Annotated in this window: 23 protein-coding genes; 12 read left to right on the top strand and 11 right to left on the bottom strand. The window is 68.1% G+C overall.

Annotation, left to right across the window (positions count from 1 at the left end):
• Positions 1–34: 34 nt before the first annotated feature.
• On the top strand, positions 35–3,283 hold the full coding sequence (locus tag CDO52_RS15645; protein ID WP_017619118.1) for an ATP-binding protein: 3,249 nt from the start codon (positions 35–37) through the stop codon (positions 3,281–3,283).
• Between the two features lie 6 nt (positions 3,284–3,289).
• Here CDO52_RS15645 and CDO52_RS15640 read toward each other — a convergent pair whose 3' ends face one another.
• On the bottom strand, positions 3,290–4,480 hold the full coding sequence (locus CDO52_RS15640; RefSeq protein WP_017619117.1) for a cytochrome P450: 1,191 nt from the start codon (positions 4,478–4,480) through the stop codon (positions 3,290–3,292).
• A 940-nt stretch (positions 4,481–5,420) separates the two neighbouring features.
• Between CDO52_RS15640 and CDO52_RS15635 the strand changes: the two genes are divergently transcribed.
• Positions 5,421–5,855: an HIT family protein gene (locus CDO52_RS15635; RefSeq protein WP_026125876.1), complete on the top strand. Its 435-nt coding sequence runs from the start codon at positions 5,421–5,423 to the stop codon at positions 5,853–5,855.
• 43 nt (positions 5,856–5,898) lie between these two features.
• On the opposite strand, the gene CDO52_RS15630 is transcribed toward CDO52_RS15635, so the two are convergent.
• Positions 5,899–6,081, bottom strand: coding sequence for a hypothetical protein (locus tag CDO52_RS15630; protein WP_017619114.1), 183 nt, complete (start codon positions 6,079–6,081; stop codon positions 5,899–5,901).
• Here CDO52_RS15630 and CDO52_RS15625 point away from each other — a divergent pair.
• From CDO52_RS15625 to CDO52_RS15610, 4 genes are all read left to right on the top strand, one after another.
• Entirely contained in the window at positions 6,061–6,390 is a 330-nt protein-coding gene (locus CDO52_RS15625) for an SgcJ/EcaC family oxidoreductase (protein WP_017619113.1), read from the top strand. The two genes, CDO52_RS15630 and CDO52_RS15625, sit on opposite strands and share 21 nt — an antisense overlap.
• Positions 6,391–6,476: 86 nt before the next feature.
• Entirely contained in the window at positions 6,477–6,749 is a 273-nt protein-coding gene (locus CDO52_RS15620; protein ID WP_017619112.1) for a hypothetical protein, read from the top strand.
• A gap of 106 nt (positions 6,750–6,855) precedes the next feature.
• Positions 6,856–7,782 carry a helix-turn-helix transcriptional regulator gene (locus tag CDO52_RS15615; protein ID WP_017619111.1) on the top strand — a complete coding sequence of 309 codons (927 nt, stop codon included), beginning with the start codon at positions 6,856–6,858 and terminating at the stop codon, positions 7,780–7,782.
• A gap of 122 nt (positions 7,783–7,904) precedes the next feature.
• The gene (locus CDO52_RS15610) at positions 7,905–8,564 is read left to right on the top strand and encodes a dioxygenase family protein (protein ID WP_017619110.1); all 660 of its coding nucleotides are present in this window, start codon (positions 7,905–7,907) and stop codon (positions 8,562–8,564) included.
• 346 nt (positions 8,565–8,910) lie between these two features.
• Here CDO52_RS15610 and CDO52_RS15605 read toward each other — a convergent pair whose 3' ends face one another.
• Positions 8,911–10,236, bottom strand: coding sequence for a jacalin-like lectin (locus CDO52_RS15605; protein ID WP_017619109.1), 1,326 nt, complete (start codon positions 10,234–10,236; stop codon positions 8,911–8,913).
• A gap of 264 nt (positions 10,237–10,500) precedes the next feature.
• Positions 10,501–11,154, bottom strand: coding sequence for a class I SAM-dependent methyltransferase (locus tag CDO52_RS15600; RefSeq protein WP_017619108.1), 654 nt, complete (start codon positions 11,152–11,154; stop codon positions 10,501–10,503).
• Positions 11,155–11,278: 124 nt separating this feature from the next.
• Here CDO52_RS15600 and CDO52_RS15595 point away from each other — a divergent pair, with 124 nt between their 5' ends.
• On the top strand, positions 11,279–11,923 hold the full coding sequence (locus CDO52_RS15595) for an ArsR/SmtB family transcription factor (RefSeq protein ID WP_017619107.1): 645 nt from the start codon (positions 11,279–11,281) through the stop codon (positions 11,921–11,923).
• Here CDO52_RS15595 and CDO52_RS29250 read toward each other — a convergent pair.
• From CDO52_RS29250 to CDO52_RS15580, 3 genes are read right to left on the bottom strand one after another with little or no spacing between them, the layout of a single operon-like run.
• On the bottom strand, positions 11,806–12,090 hold the full coding sequence (locus CDO52_RS29250) for a DUF397 domain-containing protein (protein ID WP_152471650.1): 285 nt from the start codon (positions 12,088–12,090) through the stop codon (positions 11,806–11,808). The two genes, CDO52_RS15595 and CDO52_RS29250, sit on opposite strands and share 118 nt — an antisense overlap.
• The gene (locus CDO52_RS15585; protein ID WP_083919900.1) at positions 12,087–12,275 is read right to left on the bottom strand and encodes a DUF397 domain-containing protein; all 189 of its coding nucleotides are present in this window, start codon (positions 12,273–12,275) and stop codon (positions 12,087–12,089) included. Before CDO52_RS15585 ends, CDO52_RS29250 begins: the two co-directional genes overlap by 4 nt.
• Positions 12,272–13,141, bottom strand: a complete 870-nt coding sequence (locus tag CDO52_RS15580; protein ID WP_026125875.1) for a helix-turn-helix domain-containing protein — start codon at positions 13,139–13,141, stop codon at positions 12,272–12,274. The genes CDO52_RS15585 and CDO52_RS15580 overlap by 4 nt, the downstream gene beginning before the upstream one ends.
• 149 nt (positions 13,142–13,290) lie before the next feature.
• Here CDO52_RS15580 and CDO52_RS15575 point away from each other — a divergent pair, with 149 nt between their 5' ends.
• Positions 13,291–13,548 (top strand): hypothetical protein, encoded by a 258-nt coding sequence (locus CDO52_RS15575; protein WP_017619105.1) that lies wholly within the window; start codon positions 13,291–13,293, stop codon positions 13,546–13,548.
• Between the two features lie 89 nt (positions 13,549–13,637).
• Here the strand turns inward: CDO52_RS15575 and CDO52_RS15570 are convergent, their stop codons facing one another.
• Entirely contained in the window at positions 13,638–14,909 is a 1,272-nt protein-coding gene (locus tag CDO52_RS15570; protein WP_017619104.1) for a cytochrome P450 family protein, read from the bottom strand.
• Positions 14,910–15,132: 223 nt separating this feature from the next.
• Between CDO52_RS15570 and CDO52_RS15565 the strand changes: the two genes are divergently transcribed.
• From CDO52_RS15565 to CDO52_RS15555, 3 genes are all read left to right on the top strand, one after another.
• A complete protein-coding gene (locus CDO52_RS15565; RefSeq protein ID WP_026125874.1) occupies positions 15,133–15,606 on the top strand; it encodes a GbsR/MarR family transcriptional regulator in 474 nt (157 codons plus the stop codon).
• Positions 15,607–16,341: 735 nt separating this feature from the next.
• Positions 16,342–16,890, top strand: coding sequence for a sigma-70 family RNA polymerase sigma factor (locus CDO52_RS15560; RefSeq protein WP_017619102.1), 549 nt, complete (start codon positions 16,342–16,344; stop codon positions 16,888–16,890).
• Positions 16,887–17,606, top strand: a complete 720-nt coding sequence (locus CDO52_RS15555) for a zf-HC2 domain-containing protein (protein WP_017619101.1) — start codon at positions 16,887–16,889, stop codon at positions 17,604–17,606. Before CDO52_RS15560 ends, CDO52_RS15555 begins: the two co-directional genes overlap by 4 nt.
• A gap of 124 nt (positions 17,607–17,730) precedes the next feature.
• Here CDO52_RS15555 and CDO52_RS15550 read toward each other — a convergent pair whose 3' ends face one another.
• Complete coding sequence (locus CDO52_RS15550) at positions 17,731–18,525, bottom strand: MBL fold metallo-hydrolase (RefSeq protein ID WP_232524204.1); 795 nt, start codon at positions 18,523–18,525, stop codon at positions 17,731–17,733.
• 87 nt (positions 18,526–18,612) lie between these two features.
• On the opposite strand from CDO52_RS15550, the gene CDO52_RS15545 reads away from it, so the two are divergent.
• Positions 18,613–19,164, top strand: a complete 552-nt coding sequence (locus CDO52_RS15545) for a MerR family transcriptional regulator (RefSeq protein WP_017619099.1) — start codon at positions 18,613–18,615, stop codon at positions 19,162–19,164.
• Positions 19,165–19,255: 91 nt separating this feature from the next.
• Here the strand turns inward: CDO52_RS15545 and CDO52_RS15540 are convergent, their stop codons facing one another.
• Positions 19,256–19,648, bottom strand: a complete 393-nt coding sequence (locus CDO52_RS15540) for a hypothetical protein (RefSeq protein ID WP_017619098.1) — start codon at positions 19,646–19,648, stop codon at positions 19,256–19,258.
• A gap of 371 nt (positions 19,649–20,019) precedes the next feature.
• On the bottom strand, positions 20,020–21,126 hold the full coding sequence (locus CDO52_RS15535; protein ID WP_017619097.1) for a hypothetical protein: 1,107 nt from the start codon (positions 21,124–21,126) through the stop codon (positions 20,020–20,022).
• Positions 21,127–21,296 lie beyond the last annotated feature (170 nt).

Raw genomic sequence — 21,296 nt, 5'->3', positions numbered from 1 at the left:
GGCTGGCCGACCCCGCGGTGTTACGCTTCGCCGCGTGAAAATCGAGCTGACCCTGTTGTCGCGGGTTGTCTGCCGCGGCCAGGAGATCACCGGACCGCGGCTGCGCGGACTGCTCGCGCTCCTGGCCGGCGATCTGCGGACGGGCTGCAGTTCGGCCCGGTTGGTGGACGGCCTCTGGCCGGACGAGCAGCCGGCCAACCCGACCAAGGCGCTCCAGATCCTCGTCTCGCGTGCCCGCACCCAGCTCGGCTCCGACCTCATCGCGCGGACCCCCACCGGCTACCGCCTGACCCTGTGCGAGGAGCAGGTCGACGCGTCGGCCGCCGTGCTCAGCGCCGACTCGGCCGTCCGCAGCGCCCGCGCCGGTGACCACGCGAACGCGCTCGCGCACGCCGAAGCAGGGCTCGCCCTGTGGGCGGGGTCAGCGAACGCCGACCTCACAACCGACGCGCTCGCCGCGCCCGGCGACCCGGTGGCGGTGCTCCGAGCCGAACGCCGCACGACCTGCCAGTCCCTGCGACGCGTGCGCGCGCTGTCCCTGGCCCGCCTGGGACGGCGCGGCGAAGCGCTCGAACCACTGACCAGCCTGGTCGACGACCACCCGCGGGACGAGGAGGTCATGGCGGAGCTGCTGCGCTGCGAGTCGGCAACGGCCGGCCCCTCCGCGGCCCTGGCGCGGTACGACTCCTACCGCAGGGCCATCCGCGAGGATCTCGGCGCCGATCCCGGTCCTGAGCTTCGGGATCTGCATCAGCGCCTGTTGGAGGAGCAGGCACCCCCGTTGCGGCACGGCGTCCTGCATGAGCCCAACCCGCTGTTGGGGCGCGCCGACGACATCGCCGCCGTCGCAGAGCTGCTGCGGACGTGCCGCGTCGCCACGATCGTCGGCACTGGCGGTCTGGGCAAGACACGCCTGGCACACGCCGTCAGCCGCCAGGCCGAGCACCGGGTCGTACACGTCGTGCCGCTCGCCGGGATCACGTCCGACGTCGACGTGGCCCGCGAAGTCGCCTCGGTCCTCGGCGCGGGCGAGACGTACCCGGCTGGGGGCGGTCGCCCACGAAGCCGGACCGACCTCCTCGTCGGCATCGTCCAGGCGCTCGGCCCCGGCGCCGCGCTCCTGGTGCTCGACAACTGCGAGCACGTCGTCGACGGCGCGGCCGAACTGGTCCGTTCCCTGGTCGCCATGGCCCAGAACCTGCGGGTCCTCACCACCAGTCGCGCACCGCTGGGCCTGTCCTCAGAGGCCGTGTATCCGTTGCCGGAACTGCCCCTGCCGACCACCGTCGAGCTGTTCGATCAGCGTGCGCGGGCCGTCCGCCCGGACGCCGACCTCCCTACCACCGCGGTGACGCGGCTCTGCGAGCGACTGGACGGACTGCCGCTCGCGGTCGAGCTGGCCGCGGCCCGGGTTCGCGTCATGTCGGTCGCCGAGATCTCCCGCCGCCTGGAGGACCGGTTCACCCTGCTACGGGGCGGTACGCGGGACGCACCGCAGCGGCACCGCACGCTCCACGCCGTCGTGGACTGGAGCTGGAACCTCCTCACCCCGAATGGCCAGGCCGCGATGCGCCGCCTGTCGGTCTTTCCCGACGGATTCACGGCGGACGCCGCGCGACGGCTCCTGGAGAGCGGCGACGAGCACGCGGGAATGGGCCCGGGGAAGGCTCCACCGGACGTCCTGGAGCACCTGGTCGACCAGTCCCTCCTCAAGGTCGACGACACCCCCTCGGGCACACGTTTTCGGATGCTGGAGACGGTGCGGGAGTTCAGCGCCGCCCGACGCGAGGAAGCCGGAGAAACCGAACGCGCACTGGAGGGGTATCTGGGATGGGTGCGCGACCTCGCCGCGGCTGACCACGACGCGGTCTTCGCCGCCACCGACAACGCATCGGCCGTACAGCGGCTCGGCGACGAACAGGACACCCTCGTCCACGCGCTGCGCCACGGTCTGGACCGGGGCGACGACGCCACCGTCGCCGCCGCCGTGGCCCTCCTCGGCGGGAGGTGGGTGGCTGAGGGCAGCTACACGCGCCTCGCCAAGCTGGCCGAGGAGTCCGTGGAGGCGCTGGCCCGCTTCCGTCCGCCGCCCGCCTCGGCTCTCGTGGAGGTCGCCCGGACGGCGCTGACGGTGTGCGCCCTGAGTGCCTGCATGCAGGGGCCACATGAGCTGCGTTCCCTGGCCGCGCTGCGCCGGCTGCCAGCGGCCTCGCCCGACACTCTCGTCCGGTCCTTCGCGGTGGTCCTGCTCGCCTTGCCTGCGGTGCCGGGTTCTCGTGCCGCGACGTTAGGCCACCTGTGCGACAGCGACGAGCCGCTGCTCGCCGGTGTCGCCAACGCCGCAGCGAGCTACCTGCGCGAGCAGGATGACGACCTCGACCGCGCCTTCGCGGCGGCCGAGCGGACGCTCGACGTATTCGAGCGCAGCCCGCACCCATGGATGCTCTACCAGGCCCATGCCCGGATCGGAGATCTGTCGCTGCGGGTCGGCGACGGCGAACGGGCACGGCACCACGCGCTGCAGATGCTGCGGCTGGCCGAGGGGCTCCACCCCCATCCCATCGTCGACGGCCTGCGTTTCGTCATGGTCGGCGCCAACATGCAACGCGGTGCCATCGACGAGGCGGAGCACTGGCTCAACGCGGTGACGGGGCCCTCCGAGGAGACGCTGGGAGCGGTGCCGACCGCGCTCGGCGCGCGGGCGGAGATCCTGCTCGCGCGAGGCGAGGTCGAGGAGGGGCTACAGATGTGGCGTGAAGCCGCCCGGGCCTGGCAGAAGGACGAAGCCCCGCCCGAGCACGGCGCTCCGCCCGGCGTGGAGACATGGACCGTGGAGACCCGCGCCGTCGCCGTGGTCGCTCACGCATACCACGGGCGACTCCATCTCGTCGCCGAGATCGTCGAGGGCCTGGAAGACGACCTAGCCGCTATGCTCACCCGTCCCGTGGCACATCCGCCGATCTACCTTCTGGAGCTTCCGATCTGCGGCACGGCCCTGCTGGCTCTGGCCATGGTGGACCTGGATCGGGCGACGCGCACCGGCGACGCGTCCGCGACGAGGTCGGGCGTGCACATGATCGCCCTCGCCGAGCGGTTCGCCTACCTGCGGCACTTCCACCCCACCATGTCCGCCGCGCGCATCCGCACCATCGTTGAGAAAGCCGACGGACCGGTGTACGCCGACGCGGTGTCGGCCTACGCCGATCTCGGCAGGGACGAGCTGCGCGCCGTAGCTCTGGCGGCGCTCCGTGACCGGGGATCCGCCAGAGCAACCCAGCGCTAGAACCCGCTATCGGATGCGCAGCGGCAGCCTCCGCACCCCGGTGAATGACATGTGCTCCATGAAGACGGGCGGGTCACCGGGGTCCGTGTGCAGTGCCGGGAACCGGTCCAGCAGCGCGTTCAGCGCGATCCGGCTCTCCAGACGAGCCAACGGCGCCCCCAGGCAGAAGTGGACACCGCGCCCGAACCCCAGGTGGGGGTTGGGGTCGCGGGTCACGTCGAATGCGTGCGGCCGGTCGAACTGGCGCGGGTCCCGGTTCGCCGCCGACATCCACGCAATCACCAACTGATCCGCCGGAATCCGCTGCCCGGCGACCTCGACGTCGGTGGTCGTGGCCCGAATCGCGTGGGCAACCGGGCTGAGGAAGCGCAGCGCCTCCTCGATCGCGGTCGGGACCATCGAGCGGTCCGCGCGCACCCGCGCCTGCTGCTCGGGGTGGGCGTCCAGGCACACCACCGTGTTGCCGAGGAGCATGGTGGTGGTGATGTGCCCGGCTGTCAGCAGCAGGCCCGCGAAGGTCGTCACCTGGTCGTCGGTCAGCCGCTCCCCGTCGACCTCCGCCTCGACCAGCCGGGTCAGCAGGTCCTGGCGGGGCCGCTTCCTGCGCTCATTCGCGTGTTCGCGGAAGTAGTCGGAGATGGGAGCCGTGAAGTCCAGCGGCATCTGCTCGCCCTGGGGCTGGTCTTTCTTGTCGAACCACTCCATCTGGGCGGCGAGCATTTCGTCCGCCCACTCCCGGAACATGTCGCGGTCGCTGCTCGGGACACCCAGCAGCTCAGCGATGACGATCACCGGGAGGGAGTAGGCGAGGTCGTTCACCAGCTCGATCCGCTCCTGCTCGGCCACCTTGTCGAGGAGTTCGCCGCAGATCTCGGTGATCCGGGGTTCGAGGTCGGCCACGGTCCTCGGAGTAAACGCGTGGACGGTGAGTTTGCGCAGCTTGCGGTGGTCCGCTCCGTCCATCAGTGTCAGGTCGCCGTCTTTCAACGACTCGGGTATGGAATCGGGATACAGCCGTGTCACGTCGGAGGCGAATGTGGCCGGATCGGCGAGGATGTCGACGGTCTCGGGGTAGCCGAAGACGTTCCAGTGGCGCTGTTTCTCGTCGTACTCGACCGTGGCTTCTGGTTGTTGGCCGCGCAGCCAGGCGTGCTGCGGCTGGATGCCCCATCGGTCGGCAAGCGAGGTCGAGGTCATCGCGATTCCTTTCCTTCCGTGCGGTGTGGTTGGTGTGGGTCGTGGTGCGAGCAGGCGGTCGGTCAGCGCGTGGGCTCGCGGTTGAAGAGCCTCTTGGCCCACAGGCAGCAGACCGGGAAGAGACCGACACACCAGGCGACGGCCAGCAGGGCGCTGTCGCCGATCGGGGTGCCGAGCAGGGGCCCGCGCAGCGTCTCGATGACAGGCGTGAACGTCTGGTACTCGGCGAACCAGCCCAGCTAGACGGGCATCGCTTCGGTAGGGACGAAGCCGCTGCCCGGGAAGGGCACGAGCATCAGGGGTATGGACGGGTAGCGCACCATGTGGCGGAGGTTGCGGCGCAGCATTGGTCGCCGATTCGCGGGCTGCGTAGGTGAGCGTGGTTATCGCCCGGTTTCTTTAACGGCTCGGGCTGTTTGGGCCTCCTGGATGTCCTTCCCACCTTCGGGGCGGCCGGTGAGCATGAGGAAGCCGTCGTCGAGGTGGGGGTGTGCACGGACAGCCCGTCGATCTCGACCGCCGCGTCGTCCGTCGTGCGACGTGGGACTGAGGATCCGCGCGGCGGCCGCCAACGACCGCGGGTCGGTGAAGCGCAGCCCGTGTGCCGCGATCGCCGAATTCGATGGGAATGGACTGGTCATCTTGCTCCCTCGTCGTCACCGCGGCGGCCTCATGTGCCGCGGCGACGCCCATCGTGCGGGGCACCGCACTCACCGCGGTTTCTTCGCGGTTTCATGGGGTTTCGGGAGCACCGGATGGGGGTGCTGTGGGTGGACGTGGGGGAGGGCCCACAGAGCAGAGCCCTGCGGGCCCTCCCCAGCTGCTGCGTTCCTGCCGGGTGGACTGAACTCCCAGCTCTAACGAGGAGCGGCCCTGGGCCGATGCCGATAACACCACGTTCTGATGTCATAGGGCCGATTCCCATGTAAGGAGAATTTTCGTGAACGTCAGCGAATGCATTGTTTGCGAAATAGTCCGAGGTCAGGCAGAAGCCAGCACGGTGCATGAGGACGAAACGGCCGTGGCCTTAATGGATATCCAGCCTGTGACTCCCGGGCATCTCTTGGTCGTGCCTTGGGAGCACGTGCCAGGCCTGGATGAGATTGAGGAGACTCTCGGCGTCCATATGTGGAGGGTGGCCCATCGGCTTGCCCGCGCGCTTCGCCGCTCAGGCCTGCGATGTGCGGGCATCAACCTGTTTCTGGCTGACGGTGAAGCAGCCTTCCAGGAGGTCTTCCATGCGCACCTCCATGTCTTCCCACGATTTGCTAACGACAATTTCCGGGTCGATGCCGACTGGCGGGTGCGAGAACGCGTCGAGCTCGACAGAAGCGCCGCCGCTGTCCGGGCAGGCCTCGCCACGCTCTCCTCATAACGCCTCTCGGCTCAACGCCGGATGCCGCCGGAGACGCTTTGCGTCAATCGTCGGCCATGGGGTGTCCCGTGTCTCCCAGGGAGAGGAGCAGGCGCCGGAGCAATGCGGCGAGCTGGGTCTGCTCGTCGATGGTCAGGTCGGTGAGTAGCTGACGTTCGTTGGCGACGTGGTGTTCGACGACCTCAACGAACTGCCCGGTGCGTTCATGGAACTGTTCAGCAAGCACGCCCCTGTCTGGACCACCGCCCACGGCGTACGCATGTCGGGGTGGGATGTGATCAGCGAATTCACTCACAAGGTGCTGCCCGGGGCGATGAAGGAGTCGACCGCCACCTACCACGTCGTCCGCATCCTGTTCGTCCGTCCCGATGTGGCCGTCGTCAACGTCCACCAGCGGCCGGTCGACCTCGATGGCCGACCGCTTCCCGAACTGCCCGAGGGTCGCCCTGTGTACGTCCTGGCTAGGGAAGAGGAAGGAGACGAAGGAGAGTGGCGGATCGTTGCCGCTCAGAACACCCAGGTCAAGACCGCCTGAGCTGGGTGGGACGGCTGCCGCGACGGTCTGTCGTCCCCCGACGCTAGCCTTCGTGGCACCCCGCAGCGATCATCCATGGAGGTCCCGTGGGCGACGAGGGCGGTGTCCACATTGTCGCCCGTAACGTGCGGGAGTTCCTTCAACTCCTTGGTGCGCTGCCGACCGACCGCGAGCCGGACATCGAATGGGAATGCTTCGGTATCCGCGAATGCGATGACCTCGTGGAAAACGAGCACTACCTGGCCTGGCTGGAGCAGACCGTCGGCCTGAGTCCCGCCGACGACCCGGCTGGCGTCATCGCGTCAGCGCAGGACGATGGGCGGACGACTCACCCTTTCGTCGAACGGGTGACGACCTGATCGACAGCTCCCCCAGAATTGTTTGGAGAATTCTGTGGGGCGGCCGCTGACGCCACGGGTCCCTTCGTCGCAATGAGGGGATCGCGGGCTGGGTAGGTGAGCGCCCATGGAGTCCGCTTCCGCGTTGGAGTTGCACCGGCTCGAGGTGCCCGCCCCGCACCTGTTCCCGTTCGCCGTCGGGACCTTCGACTCCCTCGGCCCGCTCTCCCGGGCGTCGTTTCCCCACCGGCACACGTTCCACGAGATCGTCCATGTCACCGGCGGTCGCGGCAGCCACGTCATCGACCTGCACCACTGGCCAATCGAACCGCCCAATCTCGGGATCATGGCCGCGGGGCAGGTGCACTACTGGGACCGAGTCCGCGGGCTGGACGGCCATGTGCTGCTGTTGGAGGACGCCTTCCTGCTCGACCGCCCCGCCGACCGCGAACTGTTGCGCCGGCTGGCCGTCGAGCGCCCGTGGCAGGTGCTGGATCCTGCGGCGGAGGCCGACACCGCGGCCGTGTTCGCCGAGATGTTGCGCGAATCCCGTGCTCGACGACCCGGCATGGCCTCGGTCGTGCGGGCCTACCTACACATCCTGCTGACCCGAACGGCACGCCTGCCCGCCCGTGGGGTCCCGGCCCGAGACCCAACACGTCGGGGGTCCGCGTCGCCGACACCGGCGGACCAGGCCAGCCGTCTGGCCGCGCGCTTCCTGCGTTTGCTCGACCGGCCCGGAGGTACTGCCGTCGGCCGCTCGGTCGGACAGATGGCCGCCGAGCTCGGCGTGACGTCGGGCTATCTGGCCAGCGCGGTCAAAGGGGCCACCGGCCGTACCCCCGGCAGGCTGCTCCGCGACGCCCGGGTGCTGGAGGCCAAGCGCCTGCTGTCCGGTACCGAGATGACCATCGCCGCGGTGGCCCGGGGCGCCGGTTTCTCCGATCCCGCCTACTTCTGCCGGTTCTTCCGCCGCGAGACGGGCATCAGCCCCGGCGAGTTCCGGAGCCGGTCCTATGCCGGTGTCGAAATACACCACGGTCGCGACCGTTAGTCCATCGCCCGCCCCGTGCCACCGACCGTAGTGTCGTCCTCACCCAAGGGCGTCCCGGCCGGGCCCCGTGTCTTCGACGACAGCACGACCCGTGTACCCAGTGACAGCACGAGGAGCGCACCGTGGCAGACAGCACCGACCGATCCGGCCCGGAAACCGCGGGCCCCAGCCGCAAGACCGTACTGAAAGCCGCCCTGGTCGCGAGCCCCGCGGCCGCACTTCTGGGCACGACCGGCGCCGCCCCCGCCCTGGCACGCGACCGCGTCGCCGACTCGCGCTCGCTGGCGCCCACCCCGTCCTGCGACGACGGCGACGATCCGACGCCCCCGCAGATCGAGGGGCCCTACTTCAAGCCCAACTCCCCGCAGCGCTCCGACCTGGTGATCCCCGGCGATCCCGGGACCCTGCTCACCGTCTCCGGATATGTCTTCGCCCTCGATTGCCGCCCGGTGGCCGGCGCCCTGCTGGACTTCTGGCAGGCCGACGACGCGGGCGTCTACGACAACGTGGGGTACCGCTACCGCGGCCACCAGTTCACCGGAGCCGACGGCGCCTTCCGGCTGTCCACGATCGTCCCGGGCTTGTACCCGAGCCGGACCCGACACCTCCATGTGAAGGTCCAGGCACCGTCCCGCCCGGTACTGACGACCCAGCTGTACTTCCCCGGCGAGCCGCGCAACAGTACGGATCCGATCTTCGACTCCCGCCTGCTGATGCAGGTTCGCGATGTCGGCTCATCCAAGGCGGCGGAGTTCGACTTCGTCCTGGACACCACCGCCTGACAGCAACGACGGCCACGAAGCCGGTCGCCCTTGGCAAGCCCCGCCCCTCCATCTCCATCCCCACCTCGCTGCACCGAACGACGTGCGCAACCCGAGCGCCGCGATCGCCGCATTCGATAGGAATGGCCTGGTCCTATTGCTCCCCCGTCGTCACCGCGGCGGACTCGATTGCCGCGGCGACGCCCATCGTGCGGGCCACAGCACTCACCGCGGTTCCTTCACTGTTTCACGGAGTTTCAGCAGATCCGTGGGGGAGCGGTAGCGGCGCGCATGTGAACGTGGGTGGACCCGCGGAGCACAGTCCCGCAGGCCCGCCCACGTCGTGTCCGGCCGTGATGGTCGGTGGTCAGGAGATCGGTGTGTAGATGAGACCGACCTTGTCCACTTCGTCGCCCGCGCGGCCGTGGAATCCGGCGATGCGCCATCCCGCCGGTGCGGTGTACGTGACCGTGTCGTCGGTGGGCGTGCCCACCGTCAGGGTGCGGCCCCGGTCGGTGCGGAACTCGGCGGAGAAGACGCGGGTGTGGTCGTTCCTCTTGCCGGTGAAGAGGGTCGCCGAGGTCAGGCTTTCTCCCGCCTCCAGGATGAGCTCGGCGGAGGTCCCTCCGGTACCGCCGTGGCCGGTGCGGGTGCCGTCGGCGTAAGCCATCCCGATCGCGTCAAGGCGCGATCCGCCCCGGAGGGTGAGCGCGGTCGGCTGTGCGTCCGCCGCGACGCGGGCGATGTCGGTGAAGGGAGTGCCGTGCGGGCCACCCGCGACATCGCTCATCTGGATGGCGTCGTCCGTCGTCCACGTGAACTCGGCCGAGTGCGGGAAGTGGTCGGACAGCATCTCGCCCGCGCTGTCGAGGAAGTCGGTGTGGTCGTTGGCGTAGGCGGTGAGCTCCAGGTCGATGAACGCGTCGCCGCGGAACAGGATCTTGTCCACGACCTCGCAGTCGTCGACCAGCGCCTCCGGGTCGCACACCAGCGCGGGGTCGCCCGCTGCGGGCGGCTGGCCGCCGTGCTCGGTCACCACCCAGGCATCGGTCAGGCCGTTGTCGTCGACAAGCTCGCGGATGTTGTCCTTGGCGCGCGTGTAGCGGGTGTTGGTGTCTCCCATGACGATGACCGCGTTGTCTCGGGAGTTGCGCTGAATGTAGTCCGACAGCTGGGTGATGTTCGAGCGGCGCGCGGCGAGGTCGGCTGACGAAACGCCCGCGTTGGTGTGGAGGTTGTAGAAATCCAGGTAGACGCCTTCGGTCAGGCGGATCCGCGAGAAGGTGAAGCCCTTGGGTGTCAGACAGTCGACACCGTTGCAGTCCTCCCACTTCACCCGCTCGAAGTCGCTGTAGGGGTAGTGGGAGAGGGTGTTCAGGCCGTCTCCGAACGGGACACCCCCGCTGGTGGGGGTGCGGTGCGGGTGGTCGTTGGCCGCGTACAGCGCCGCGTGGTAGTTGAAGTCCTCCTGAACATGGACGATGTCGTTGCGGCCGATGCGCTCACCGATGATCGGCGTGTTGACACTGGGCCTCTGGTCGGTGCCGATCTCGGGGAGCCCGGCGATGTTGTAGGTGAGGACAGAGATGCTGCCGCCTTGGGCCGCCTTCGCGGGAGACTGCGCGGGCGCGAATGCGGTGAGAGACGCGAGGAAGAGCAGCGCCGCTGTGACAGCGGCGATTGAGCGGGACACGTGACCTCCGGTGTGGGGGAAATGGAGGAAATGCACCGCTCACTCTGGCGAGTCACCATTGAACTTTCAATGATTTGTGAAGAAATATTCGGCGCGCCGGTTGTGCGGGTTCCGGCTCGCGGAATCATCGCGGGCACGGCCGTCCCCGGCTCAGCCATCGGTTCATTTCCGGGCGCGTGGTGCCAATTGGGTGACCACACGGCGTCGACCTGCCAGCCCGTCGTCAGCACGCGAGGTCCCCAGCTGAGATCGGGGGAAGGAGTCTCAGCGCCTGACCATGGTCACCCGCCACAGTCGGCGCGGCAGCTCACCCTCGGTGAAGGAGTGGACCTCTTCCAGATGCCAGCCGCGGGCCAGGTCGTCGACCAGCGTGCGGCCGAAGAAGTGCACGGCGAAGCCTCCGTGCTCGTAGATGTCATCGCCGTGGGAGATCCCGGTGCCGTAGTGGGCGTCTCCGGAGTGGCGGACCGTGTAGACCAGGGGCCCGCCCGGGCGCAGCACTCGGCCGATCTCCGTGACAACGGCGTGGATCTGGGCGGTGGACAGAGCCATGCACAGCAGCATGTGCGCGAAGACCCCGTCAATGCTGGCATCGGCGAAGGCCAGCGGGCGACGCACATCGTGGACGTGAGTGTGCACGCGGTCGTCGATCCCTCGCTCGACGGCCGCGGACTCCAGCTGTCGCACGGCGGTGGCGCTGAAGTCGGTGGCCTGGACGGCGAAGCCCTGCTCGGCCAGCCACAGGGCATCGCGGCCGTGCCCGGCACCCAGCTCCAGCACCGTGCGCGCGCCACCGGCCGAGAACTGCTCGGCGGCGTGCCGGGCGGCCGCTGAGGGCTCGGAACCGTACATGTGCGGGCTGCGCTCATAGACGTTCTGCCAGTGATCGTGCTGAGCCTGCCCCAGATCGTCACTCATGCTCGTGTCCTCTCCCTTCCTCGCCCCCACCTGTGCTTCTCGCCGCACCTGACGGCAAGGGGGTGGCACCGGCGGTATCAGTCGCATATTATTCCATGGAATTATGGAAAAGCGAGGTGCGAGCATGGACCATACCGACCTCTTCAGTGCAGTAGCCGCCACGGGCAAGGCCCTCGCGCATGGCAAACGCCTGGAGATTCTGCTGTTACTGGCCCAGGCCGAGCGTCCGGTACAGGAGCTCGCCGACGCCGCACAGCTGAAGCTCACCACCGCCTCGGCCCACCTCCAGGTCCTCCGCCAGGCGGGGCTGGTGGCCGCGCGCAACGAAGGGACGAAGATCTTCTACCGGCTGGCCGGTGACGACGTCGCCGCGCTCACCTCGCTGTTGTGCCGGGTGGCCGATGCGCATCGGGCCGAGGTCGAGGCCACACGCCGCGCCCACCTCGACGACACCGACCTGCGCATGGTCGGCCGCGACGAGCTCATGGCCGCGGCCACCTCCGGCCGGGCGATGGTGCTCGATGTGCGCCCGGCCGACGAGTATGCCGCCGGGCACATCCCCGGCGCAGTGTCCGTACCGCTGGAGGAGCTGGCCGATCGCCTGGCCGAGATCCCCGAGGACACCGAGGTCGTTGCCTACTGCCGGGGTCGCTACTGCGTGATGTCGTACGACGCCGTGCGACTGCTCACCGCCAACGGCCGCGATGCGGCGCTACTCGAGGAGGGAATCCTCGAATGGCGCTCGGCGGGTCTCCCCGTCACCGCCTGACCTCTCAGAAAGGCGTTCCATTCAACGTCGTCGAAGGTGAGGACGGGACCGGTGGGGTGAGTGGAGTCGCGTAGGTCGATTCTCCTCGGGGAGATGCATACCTCCACGCAGGCATTGCTCGCCCCAGCGCTGTAGCTGCTCTTTAGCCAATCGCTGGCATGCCTCATCTCCGACCGTCCTCTACAGTCGTAAGGAACGCCCGCCATTCGGCGTCGCTGAAGGCGAGAGTAGACCTCGTCGGATTCACCGAGTCACGGACGTCAATACCTTCGCGGGAGATTCGGACCTCCACACAGGCATTGCTACCTCCGGCGCTGTAACTACTCTTGAACCAGCCGGTCGTATGCCTCATGTCCAACTCTCCTTTAGCTGACGAACAAGCAGTTCGCGGGAGTCCTGCACGTTTAATGCCAGCTCAGACGCTCGACGGAATCCCCGCTTCAGTGCTTGTGTGTCGTCTTCATCGTCATGATAGGTGCAGGGCCCAAAGACGACTGTTGCACAGCCGATACTCGGCGCATCACTGTATCCAAGGACGATGATCCCACCACCCAGTAGTGGGTTGTTCTTGGTTTCCGAAAGAATCACTCGGACGCTGAGATTCGGAAGCTTCTCCATCAGCTGAAGTATGTGCAGGATCTGGCCGCGCATCACGGACGGACCGCCCATCTCATGCTCCAAGGTGTCCTCTGTGAAGACGAATGAGAGTCGCTTGGAAGCCTCGGCGTCGAATACTCGGCGCTGTCGCTTCTGGCGGAAGGCGATGCGGTCCTCAATCTCCTGCTCCGACTCCTCCCACCACATACCGTCGCAGGACCGGATCGTAGCCCGGGCGTAATCGGGGGACTGCAGAAGACCTGGAACGATGCCTGCTTCATAGGAGCAAATCTCGACTGCGTCGGCTTCAAGGTCCGCCAGTCGTTGGAAAGATCCAGGTAGCGAATCGGTGTAGGGGGCCCGACGGCTACGGCGACGCGCCTCAGTTCCGATAGAGAGCACGGTCTTTCGTTCTTCGCCCTCGACACCAAAGAAGTCCAGCAGGGCCGTCAGATCGTCAGCGCTCAACGATCCGGCACCCGTTTCCACCTGGCTGATTCTGGCAGCGGTCCTACCAATGGCATTGCCGGTCTGTACCTGGGAGCGTCGCGCCTGCTCTCGGAGTCGTCTCAGGGTCAGGCCCAGCTGTCGGCGTGCAACCGTCGGCTTGGCCCTCGCCATCTTCTTACCTCCACCACGACGAACTTCGCTGAAGCGCTGACGGAATCGGCATTTACGGCTTATTGTAAGCGTTAGCCAAGCTATAACAAGTCTTGGTGATCGCTGGCTTTCCGTAGCCTGACCATATCGCCGGAAGCGAGGTCTACGCCGTGACCAGCCTCTTTAGCGACGACGCTCTCAGTACGTACTCCAGCATCAGAGTCCCGGCCGGTACCACCGTGAACTGCCGGTCGGAGGGGGCAGGCGAGGTGATCGCCCTGTCCTTCGGAGTGCACGAGCGCGTCACCCTGGACATCGACCCCTCCATGGTCGGCCCGATCGTGGATGTCCTCACCCAGGCACAAGCCCAGGCCAAGGCCGACGCGTCCGCAGCCTCGGCCCTCAACCCCCTTGTCGACCGCGGCTGAGTACGACCTGTGGGGTGGTGCGCTATAGCGCACCACCCCACAGGCGATTTCTCCGGACCGCTCTTCTCGCCCGTTTCTGACTATCCGGTTCAGAGCCGAACCGGCAGCTCCTCCAGCATCCAGGCACCCGGCTGGTGGGACCGGGGCAGCTCGGAAGGGCCAACGGCCAGCATGATGTTCGGGAACCGCTCGAACAGCTTCGTGAAGGCGACCTCGCTCTCCTGGCGGGCCAAGGCCGCGCCCAGGCAGTAGTGCGCGCCGTGGCTGAAGGAAACGTGTGTCTCCCTTCGCCCCGCCGACTCCCGCCTGATGTCGAGCGTGTCCGGCTCGTCGAACTGGCGCGGATCGAAGTTGGCCGCGCCCAGGATCGCTGTCACGCCGTCGCCCTGCTTGATCGTCGTGCCGCCGATCTCGACATCCTCGGCTGCGTACCGGACCCCGACCAACTGGGCGGGCGGAACCCGGCGCAGCAGCTCGTGAACCGCGCGGGGCATGAGCTCGGGCTCGCGCTTGAGCAGCTCGAACTGGTCGGGGTGGGTGAGAAGGTCGACCGTCCCATTGGCGATGAAGGAGGCGGTGGTGCCGTACCCCGCCATGACGAGCGTGAAGATCATGGTGACCATCTCGGCGTCCGTGAGCCGGTCACCGTCCTCGTCATGCGTCCGAATGAGCCCCGTCAGCAGGTCCTCTGCGGGCTCGTTGCGGCGGCGCTCGATCAGGGCATGGACGTGGTCGATCACTCCCCGCACAGCTCCGGCGAACTCAGCGGGGTCCTCGGAGCCCAGCTGCTCTCCGAACCCAAGCCACGCCGCCCGGTCCTCCTCATCGATACCGACCAGCTCGCAGATGACGGTCATGCTGAACGGGTAGCCGAACTGGTTCAGCAGATCCACGACACCGTTCTCGTCGGCCTGCTCAGGGAGTCGGTCGAGGAGTCCGTCGACGATCTCCTCCATCCGGGGTCGCAGCTCGCTGATCCGGCGCACGGTGAACGTACGGGACACGAGTTTGCGCAGCCGCGTGTGCTCCTCGCCGTCCAGGTCCAGCAGGCTGACCATGTACCCCATGTACTCCTCGGGGAGGCCGAAGGCGGTTAAAAACCGGAACCGGCTGTCGTCAGCCTCGAAGCCGGGGATGGACGTGCGGTCCTTGACGAAGCGTGCGTCGGCCAGCACGGTCTTGACGTCGTCGTAGCGCGTGACGATCCACGTGGGATCACCGATCACGGCCTGTTTTCCGGGCAGCACGGCGCCCTGCTCCCGCAGCTTCGAGTACGCGGTGAACGGGTCGCGGGTCAGCTCGGGGGTGCCCAGGTCGATCCTGTCGTCGGCGCCGGTCGGGGTCGGGTTGGTGGCGTTCATCGGGCAATTCCTCCGTGGTCCGTGGTGGCCCGCAGTACGGGATGGACATCACTCGCCGACCAGACTTCCCGGCACACCATCGGCATCCGCTCGCTCGCGGGCTCGATGAGAACCACACTATCCGATTTTCAGAAATTTCTGAAGACTCCATGGTTCCGGAATCTTGGCTATCCTTCGAGGTGCAGGTCAGAAGCCGACAGGCGGAGGAACGGAGACAAAGGGATTGTCCGCAGAGCAGGATCGACGACAGACGGCCGAGCGGTTGGCCCTGATCCTCACCGACGGCGGTATGCAGCGCATGACCGCCCGCGTACTGGCGGCCTTCCTCTTCACCGAGCAGCCCACCCTGACCCAGGGCGAGGTTGCCGAGGAGCTCGGCGTCAGTGCGGGATCGGTCTCCGGCGCGATCAAGATGCTGACCACGGTCGGTCTCCTCGAACGCGTTCCCGTCGCCAACAGCCGACGCGACCACCACCGCCTCCGCAAGGACGCCTGGGCCACCCTGTTCACCAAGCAGAACCACATCGTGGGGGCCATGCAGGAGGCGGCGCGGGCCGGGCTGGAGGCCACCGGCGAGGACAGCATCGCCGGGCAGCGCCTCAAGCGGATGCACGACTTCTACGCCTTCCTCTTCGACCAGCTGCCTGAGCTGCTCGACCGCTGGTACCGCGAGGCGGACCGGGAGAAGGAGCGCTAACCCCTGATCCATCGGCCCCAAATGAGGTCACGAGATCCACGGGAGCGCACCGCGCAAGCTCGCGGGGGCCGTGCTCGTCGGTGACTAGCGCTGCCAGAGCTGTGCGATGTGACAGAGGTGGCGGCCCCGCCGGTTCGGATCCTGCTCCAAATCCGGCATCAGCCACATGAGCCTCTAGACCACCCCAGGACGGCGCTGCCATTATGGGTCGCTCCCGACCCCCCGACCGGGAAGACCCCCCAATGACCACTTCCCCCCACCCCCTGGCCCGCCGTCCACCGGCACCGCCACGGGTCTCGACATTCGGAGTGCCACCGGAAGGACTGGGCATACCCGGTCGCAGCCTCGCCGCAGGCGCCGCCGCGCTCGTACCGCTGCCACCGCATCGCGCCTGACCTGGGCGGATTCATTCCAGACCCCCTCCGCGGAGGGAGGTCACCCCTCTCGGCTCGGCCGATGGCGTTGCCATACTGACGCCGTCTGGCACGCGGAAGCTGGCTCGATATCCCGTGATCCCGGCTCCCCGAGCTGCCCCGCCCGTTCGCGATCGACCCCACCTTGTGACAGCGGCCGGAGCGGTTTCGACGACCCCGCCCGCACGCTGGGTCCTCGGCACCACATTTGCTGCTCATCGGCCGCACCCCCGTTGAACCGAACCTGACCCGCAGTCGTGTCCCACACGAGCCGATGCGGTTCTGCCGGTGCCATCCGCACCGGATAGGAGGGAGTGTAGGGATGACACGTGCGTTGTCCCGCGACCGGATGACGGCCTCCGACGAGGCGTTGATTCGGACGCTCTACGAGGAGCACGGACGCGCGTTACTGGCCTATGCCACCCGGCTGACAGGCGACCGGGCGGCAGCGGAGGACGTCGTCCAGGAAACCCTTATCCGGGCATGGCGCCATTCTGAAGCCCTGGTGAGCGGGAAAGGCTCGGTGCGCGGGTGGCTCCTCACGGTCGCCCGCAACATCATCACCGACCGCATACGAGCGCGTGAGGCGCGCCCCAAGGAAGTCGCCGAGACACCCATCAGCGCCGTCGAGAGCGACCACGCCGATTCCGTCGTGGACTCGATGGTCGTCATGGAGGCCCTCGACCAGCTGTCCGGCGACCACCGCGACGTGCTGGTCGAGGTCTACTTCCGGGACCGGAGCGTCGGAGAGGCGGCCAAAGTGCTGGGCGTCCCACCCGGTACGGTCAAGTCTCGGTCCCACTACGCGCTCAGAGCGCTCAGAGACATGTTCAGGAGCCGAGAGGTCGTGCTGAAGGAGGCAGCGGGATGAGCGGCACGCGACACCAGGACGGCTACCTTCTCGGTGCCTATGTCCTGGGCACGCTGGATCCCCAAGAGGCGGCCGTCGTGGAGCGGCATGCGGCGGACTGCGCCGAATGCCGCAGCGAGGTGGCGGGACTCCGTGAAATGAAGGAGACACTCGGCGATCTGCCCCCAGAGGCGATGCTCACCGGGCCGCCGGAGGGGGGCGACCTGTTGCTGCAGCGCACACTGCGCAGTGTCCGAGAGGAGCGTGCGAGCGCGGGGCGGCGGCGCCGAGTGCTCGTGTCGGTCGCGGCGGCGGCCGCAGCGGCCGTACTCGTCGGTGGCGGTGTGGCGGCCGGACGGGGCATGGGCCCCGACGTGCCCCCGCAGACGGCCCCCAGTCCCTCCGCACCCACGGAGCCACCCGACGCCCCCGAGGGAACCGTGACCGTCTCCGGAGAGGACCCGCTGACGGGAGCCAATGGAGAGGTCACGATAGAGCCCGCCAAGGGGTGGGTCCGCGTCAACGCGGCGATCTCCGGGATCCCCGCCGGGGAGAAGTGCCGCCTCGTCGTGACCGGAAAGAACAAGGAACGCGAGGTCGCCGGGAGCTGGCTGACTTCCGCTGACGGCGAGGAGGGAACCACGCTGGAGGGCGCTGCCCTCATCGCCCCCGAGGACGTCGAGGCCGTGGAGGTGTGGAACTTCGAGGGTGACCGCTTCCTGCGCGTCGAAGTCTGACCTGGCCGGACCGCTGCGCGCCCATGGTGGCAGCCGCTTGGTCCTGACAGCGAGTTATGCGGCGGCCCCGCACAGAGAGCGTTGGGCCGCCGCATCGTCGTGCCACGGGGTTCTCCTGTCTCCATCAGCGCCATGAAGTGGAGTCCTGCCGGTGGCGGTGGAGCTCCCAGGGGTCGTGGGCGCTGAACACGATGACCTGGTCGCCATGGTCGCGGACCAGCGTCCTCAGCGCCTCCTGGGTGGATAGCCGTTGCGCTTCGTCCACCTGGGCGCCCAGCTGCACGACGTCCAACAGCGGATGGCCGTGCGGAGATTCGGCATCGAGCTCGCGGTGGTAGTAGTAGGCGTCTCCGGCATGCAGCAGCCACCGGTCGCCGTCGCACACCGCGACCCCGGCGTGGCCGAGGGTGTGCCCGCCGAGTGGGAGCAGAAGGATGTCGGGTGGCAGCCCGTCCAGCTCACGGGCACCGTCGAGTCCGAACCACGGCTGGCCGCCGTCGGCCGGGGTGGTGGTCCAGCGCGGCCGGTGGGACCAGTGGGCGGGCCGATACCGGGGATCGGGTGCCTCGGCTCGGGCGGCGCGCAGCTCCTCCTCCGTGACGTGGACCCGGGCCCAGGGGAAGTCGGGGAGTCCGCCCGCATGGTCCACGTCCAGGTGGGTCAGGACGATGTCGCGGACGTCGGTCGGCTCGTACCCCAGGGCGGTGACCTGCCGGACCGCGGTCTCGTCGGGGTCGAGCACCGGACCGGCCAGCTCCATCCACTCTGCGTCCAAGGAGCGGCGGGGATCGTGCACATCGTTGAGGCCCAGCCCGGTCTCGATCAGGACCAGTCCGTCATCGTCGCGTTCGACCAACAGGGAGTGGCACACGACCCGGCGGGGCTTCACGCCGTCGTAGGTGGGATCGATCTGATGCATTGACCCGGTGTTGAGGTGGTGAATCCGCATGCGCCTACACTGCGACTTGAAGTCCGGTTCAAGTCAATGTCGGGTGGGAGACAGAGCATGGGTAGGGACAGTGGACACGGGCTGGAGCGCGGATCGACGCCCGACGACGTCGCGGCAGCGGCGGGCGCCGAGGCAGGTCAGGAGTTGGAGGGGCTGCTGGACATCGGTGAGGTGGCGCGGCGTTCGGGTCTGGCCCCGTCGGCACTGCGGTTCTATGAGAAGAAGGGACTCATCGCCCCGGTGGCGCGCAACGGACTGCGCCGCGCCTACCGGCCCGATGTGATGCACCGGCTCGGGCTGATCAACTGCACGCGCAGAGCGGGGTTCAGCATCGCCGAGGTCGGCGCCTTCCTCGCGGCCACCCCCGAAGACAGGGTGCTGCGCGAACGCCTGGCGGACAAGGCCCAGGAGGTGGAGGAGACCATCGACCGACTGGTACGCCTGCGCGACAGCCTGCGGCACGCCGCCGTCTGCGAACACACGCCCCTCATCGAGTGCCCCGAGTTCAAGCGCGCCGTAGGCCGGGTGAGCGAGCCCGAACGCGAGGACGCCGCCTCCTGCAGGGCCCAAGGCCGTCCCGCCCTTGACGGTGTCCTCGCGCCGACATAGGGGGAAACCTCGACGCGACCATGCCGCCCCACGCCGTTCGGCGAGTGCGGCGCAGTGCGCTCGACGGTCTTTGCGAGCCCCGACCGGCTTCTCAGTACATTCTGTGCCGCGCGATGGCTTCCTTCGCCTTCTTCGCGCTGCCGAAGGTCTCGGTCCCGTTCTGCGAGCGGTCGACCAACTTCTCTCCGGCCCCGGTCTCGCACACGAAGCTGAAGCCGGCCCCGGGATCCCTCACCGCTGCCCGCCATTTCCCCGGATAGACGTCGCTGGGAATCGCCTGGCCCACCAGTGCCCCGTTCGCAGAATCGACGACATGCAAGACATCCGTGCCGTCGTCCCGCGGCACCAGCGTCAACTTCCCCATGGCTTCTCCACTCTCACGCCCCCGATGTTCATCGCGCAGTACCAGCCAGATTCCACTGCCGCCGAACGCGGCAAGCGCGGATGCTCCGACGATGAGGGCGGTTCTGGAGCGTGAGTCCATGTGAGGGCTCCTCGATCCACGATGGCGCACGAGACCCCGGCGGTCTCATGCGTCCTGACAGTGCGACTGTGTCGCCTGCGGACAAGCCCGGCAATACCCCGAGCGTGGCCGAAATCGGCAGCGGGCACGCCGTCCGCGAGGCGGAGGCTCGGGAGAGGTGGGCAGGTGATCAGCCGATGCGGCCCAGGATCAGCCCGCGGTATGGCACAGCGACGCGGCGACCCCGGACGGAAGGGGCCGCCGCATTCGTGTGTTCGGGAGGGGCACCAAAGGAGCGAGCGACGATGCCCGACCTCGGACACACGAGGGGGTGCCGTGCCAGGCCCGCACGGCACCCCGGTCTGGTGAGGTGGCAGGGGCGGAGCCCGGGTTTAGTACCCGCCGCCACCGCCGTAGGACTTGGCGTCTCCGCCGCCCTCTCCCTTGTCGGCGGAGGCGTCCGCACCACTGCCGTCGTCGTCCTTGGCGCGCTTGCCGGTAGCGTTCACGGTCCACCAGACGTCGCCGACACCCTCGCCCTTGATGTCGCCGGCCTTCTCGTCACCGGCGTAGTAGTACAGCGGCCATCCGCCCAGCGTCACCTGGCAGGAGCCGTCGGGGAACTCCAGGAGACCGATCTCGGAGTCGCTTCCGTCCCACTTGACCTTCTGTCCGTCCAGCACGACGTCCTTGCCGGCCATGAGCCGCGGCCACTTCTCCTCGCACTCGGCGTCGCAGTTGGTGGCGGGCGGGTCGGCGGTGTCCTTGTCGAACCGGTAGAGCGTCCGGCCCTCGCCGTCGACGATGATCTCGCCGAGCTTGTCGTCCTTCTTGGTCTTCAGCACGGTCGTGCCGGGTGACCACTGGCGCTCTCCGCCACCGCCACCGTTGTCCCCGCCGGCGGCGCTGTTCTGCTCCTCCGCGGCCGCGCCCTCGTCTCCGCTTTCGCCCTCGGCGCCGTTGTCGTCCTTGGCCTTCTTGCCCGAGGGGCTGACCGCCCACCAGGCGTCGCCCATGGCATCGCCGTTGGTCTGCTCGGGAGCGGTGTCACCGGCGTAGTAGTACAGCGGCCATCCGCCCAGCGTCACCTGCTCCTGGCCGTTCTCCCACTCCAGGGTGCCGGTCCTGGAGTTGTCACCGCCCTCGATGGTGACCTCGTCACCGGCCCACACCGGGGGCCACTTCTGTTCGCACTCGGCGTCGCAGTTGGAGGTCGGCGGGTCGGCGGTGTCCTTGTCGAACCGATAGAGCGTGAAGCCCTTGTCGTCGACGACGATCTGGCCGAGTTCGGCGTCCTCCTTCACCTTGAGCTTGGTCGGCGAGGCCAGGTCGGACTTCTTTTTACTCTCGTCGCCGTAGCCGTCCTGTTCGGCTTCGCTCTGCTGGCCATCACTGGCCGGGTTCAGGGATTCCGCGTCGTCGCCGTTCTGGCAGCCGGCGAGCAACAGGGTCGCGATGAGCCCGACTGCCAGGGGCATGAGCTTCTTCGTGCGTCGCACGGGAATGTCCTCTCCGTCGAGTCGCCACCACGGACGTCTGCCGGGAATCCCGCCCGAAGCCGTCCGCCGCGTCTTTGTTCCACCTCCACACGGAGCCGTGGAAGGCACGGTTCAGATCAATTGCCGGAGATCGCCCGAGAGTGCCCGGATTCCCGCTGTTTGTTCGCGGG

Source organism: Nocardiopsis gilva YIM 90087 (genome assembly GCF_002263495.1).
In the GTDB taxonomy this organism is placed as follows: domain Bacteria; phylum Actinomycetota; class Actinomycetes; order Streptosporangiales; family Streptosporangiaceae; genus Nocardiopsis_C; species Nocardiopsis_C gilva.
The sequence above is the reverse complement of the archived record's forward strand: the minus strand, read 5'-3'. Positions and strand labels throughout refer to the sequence as shown.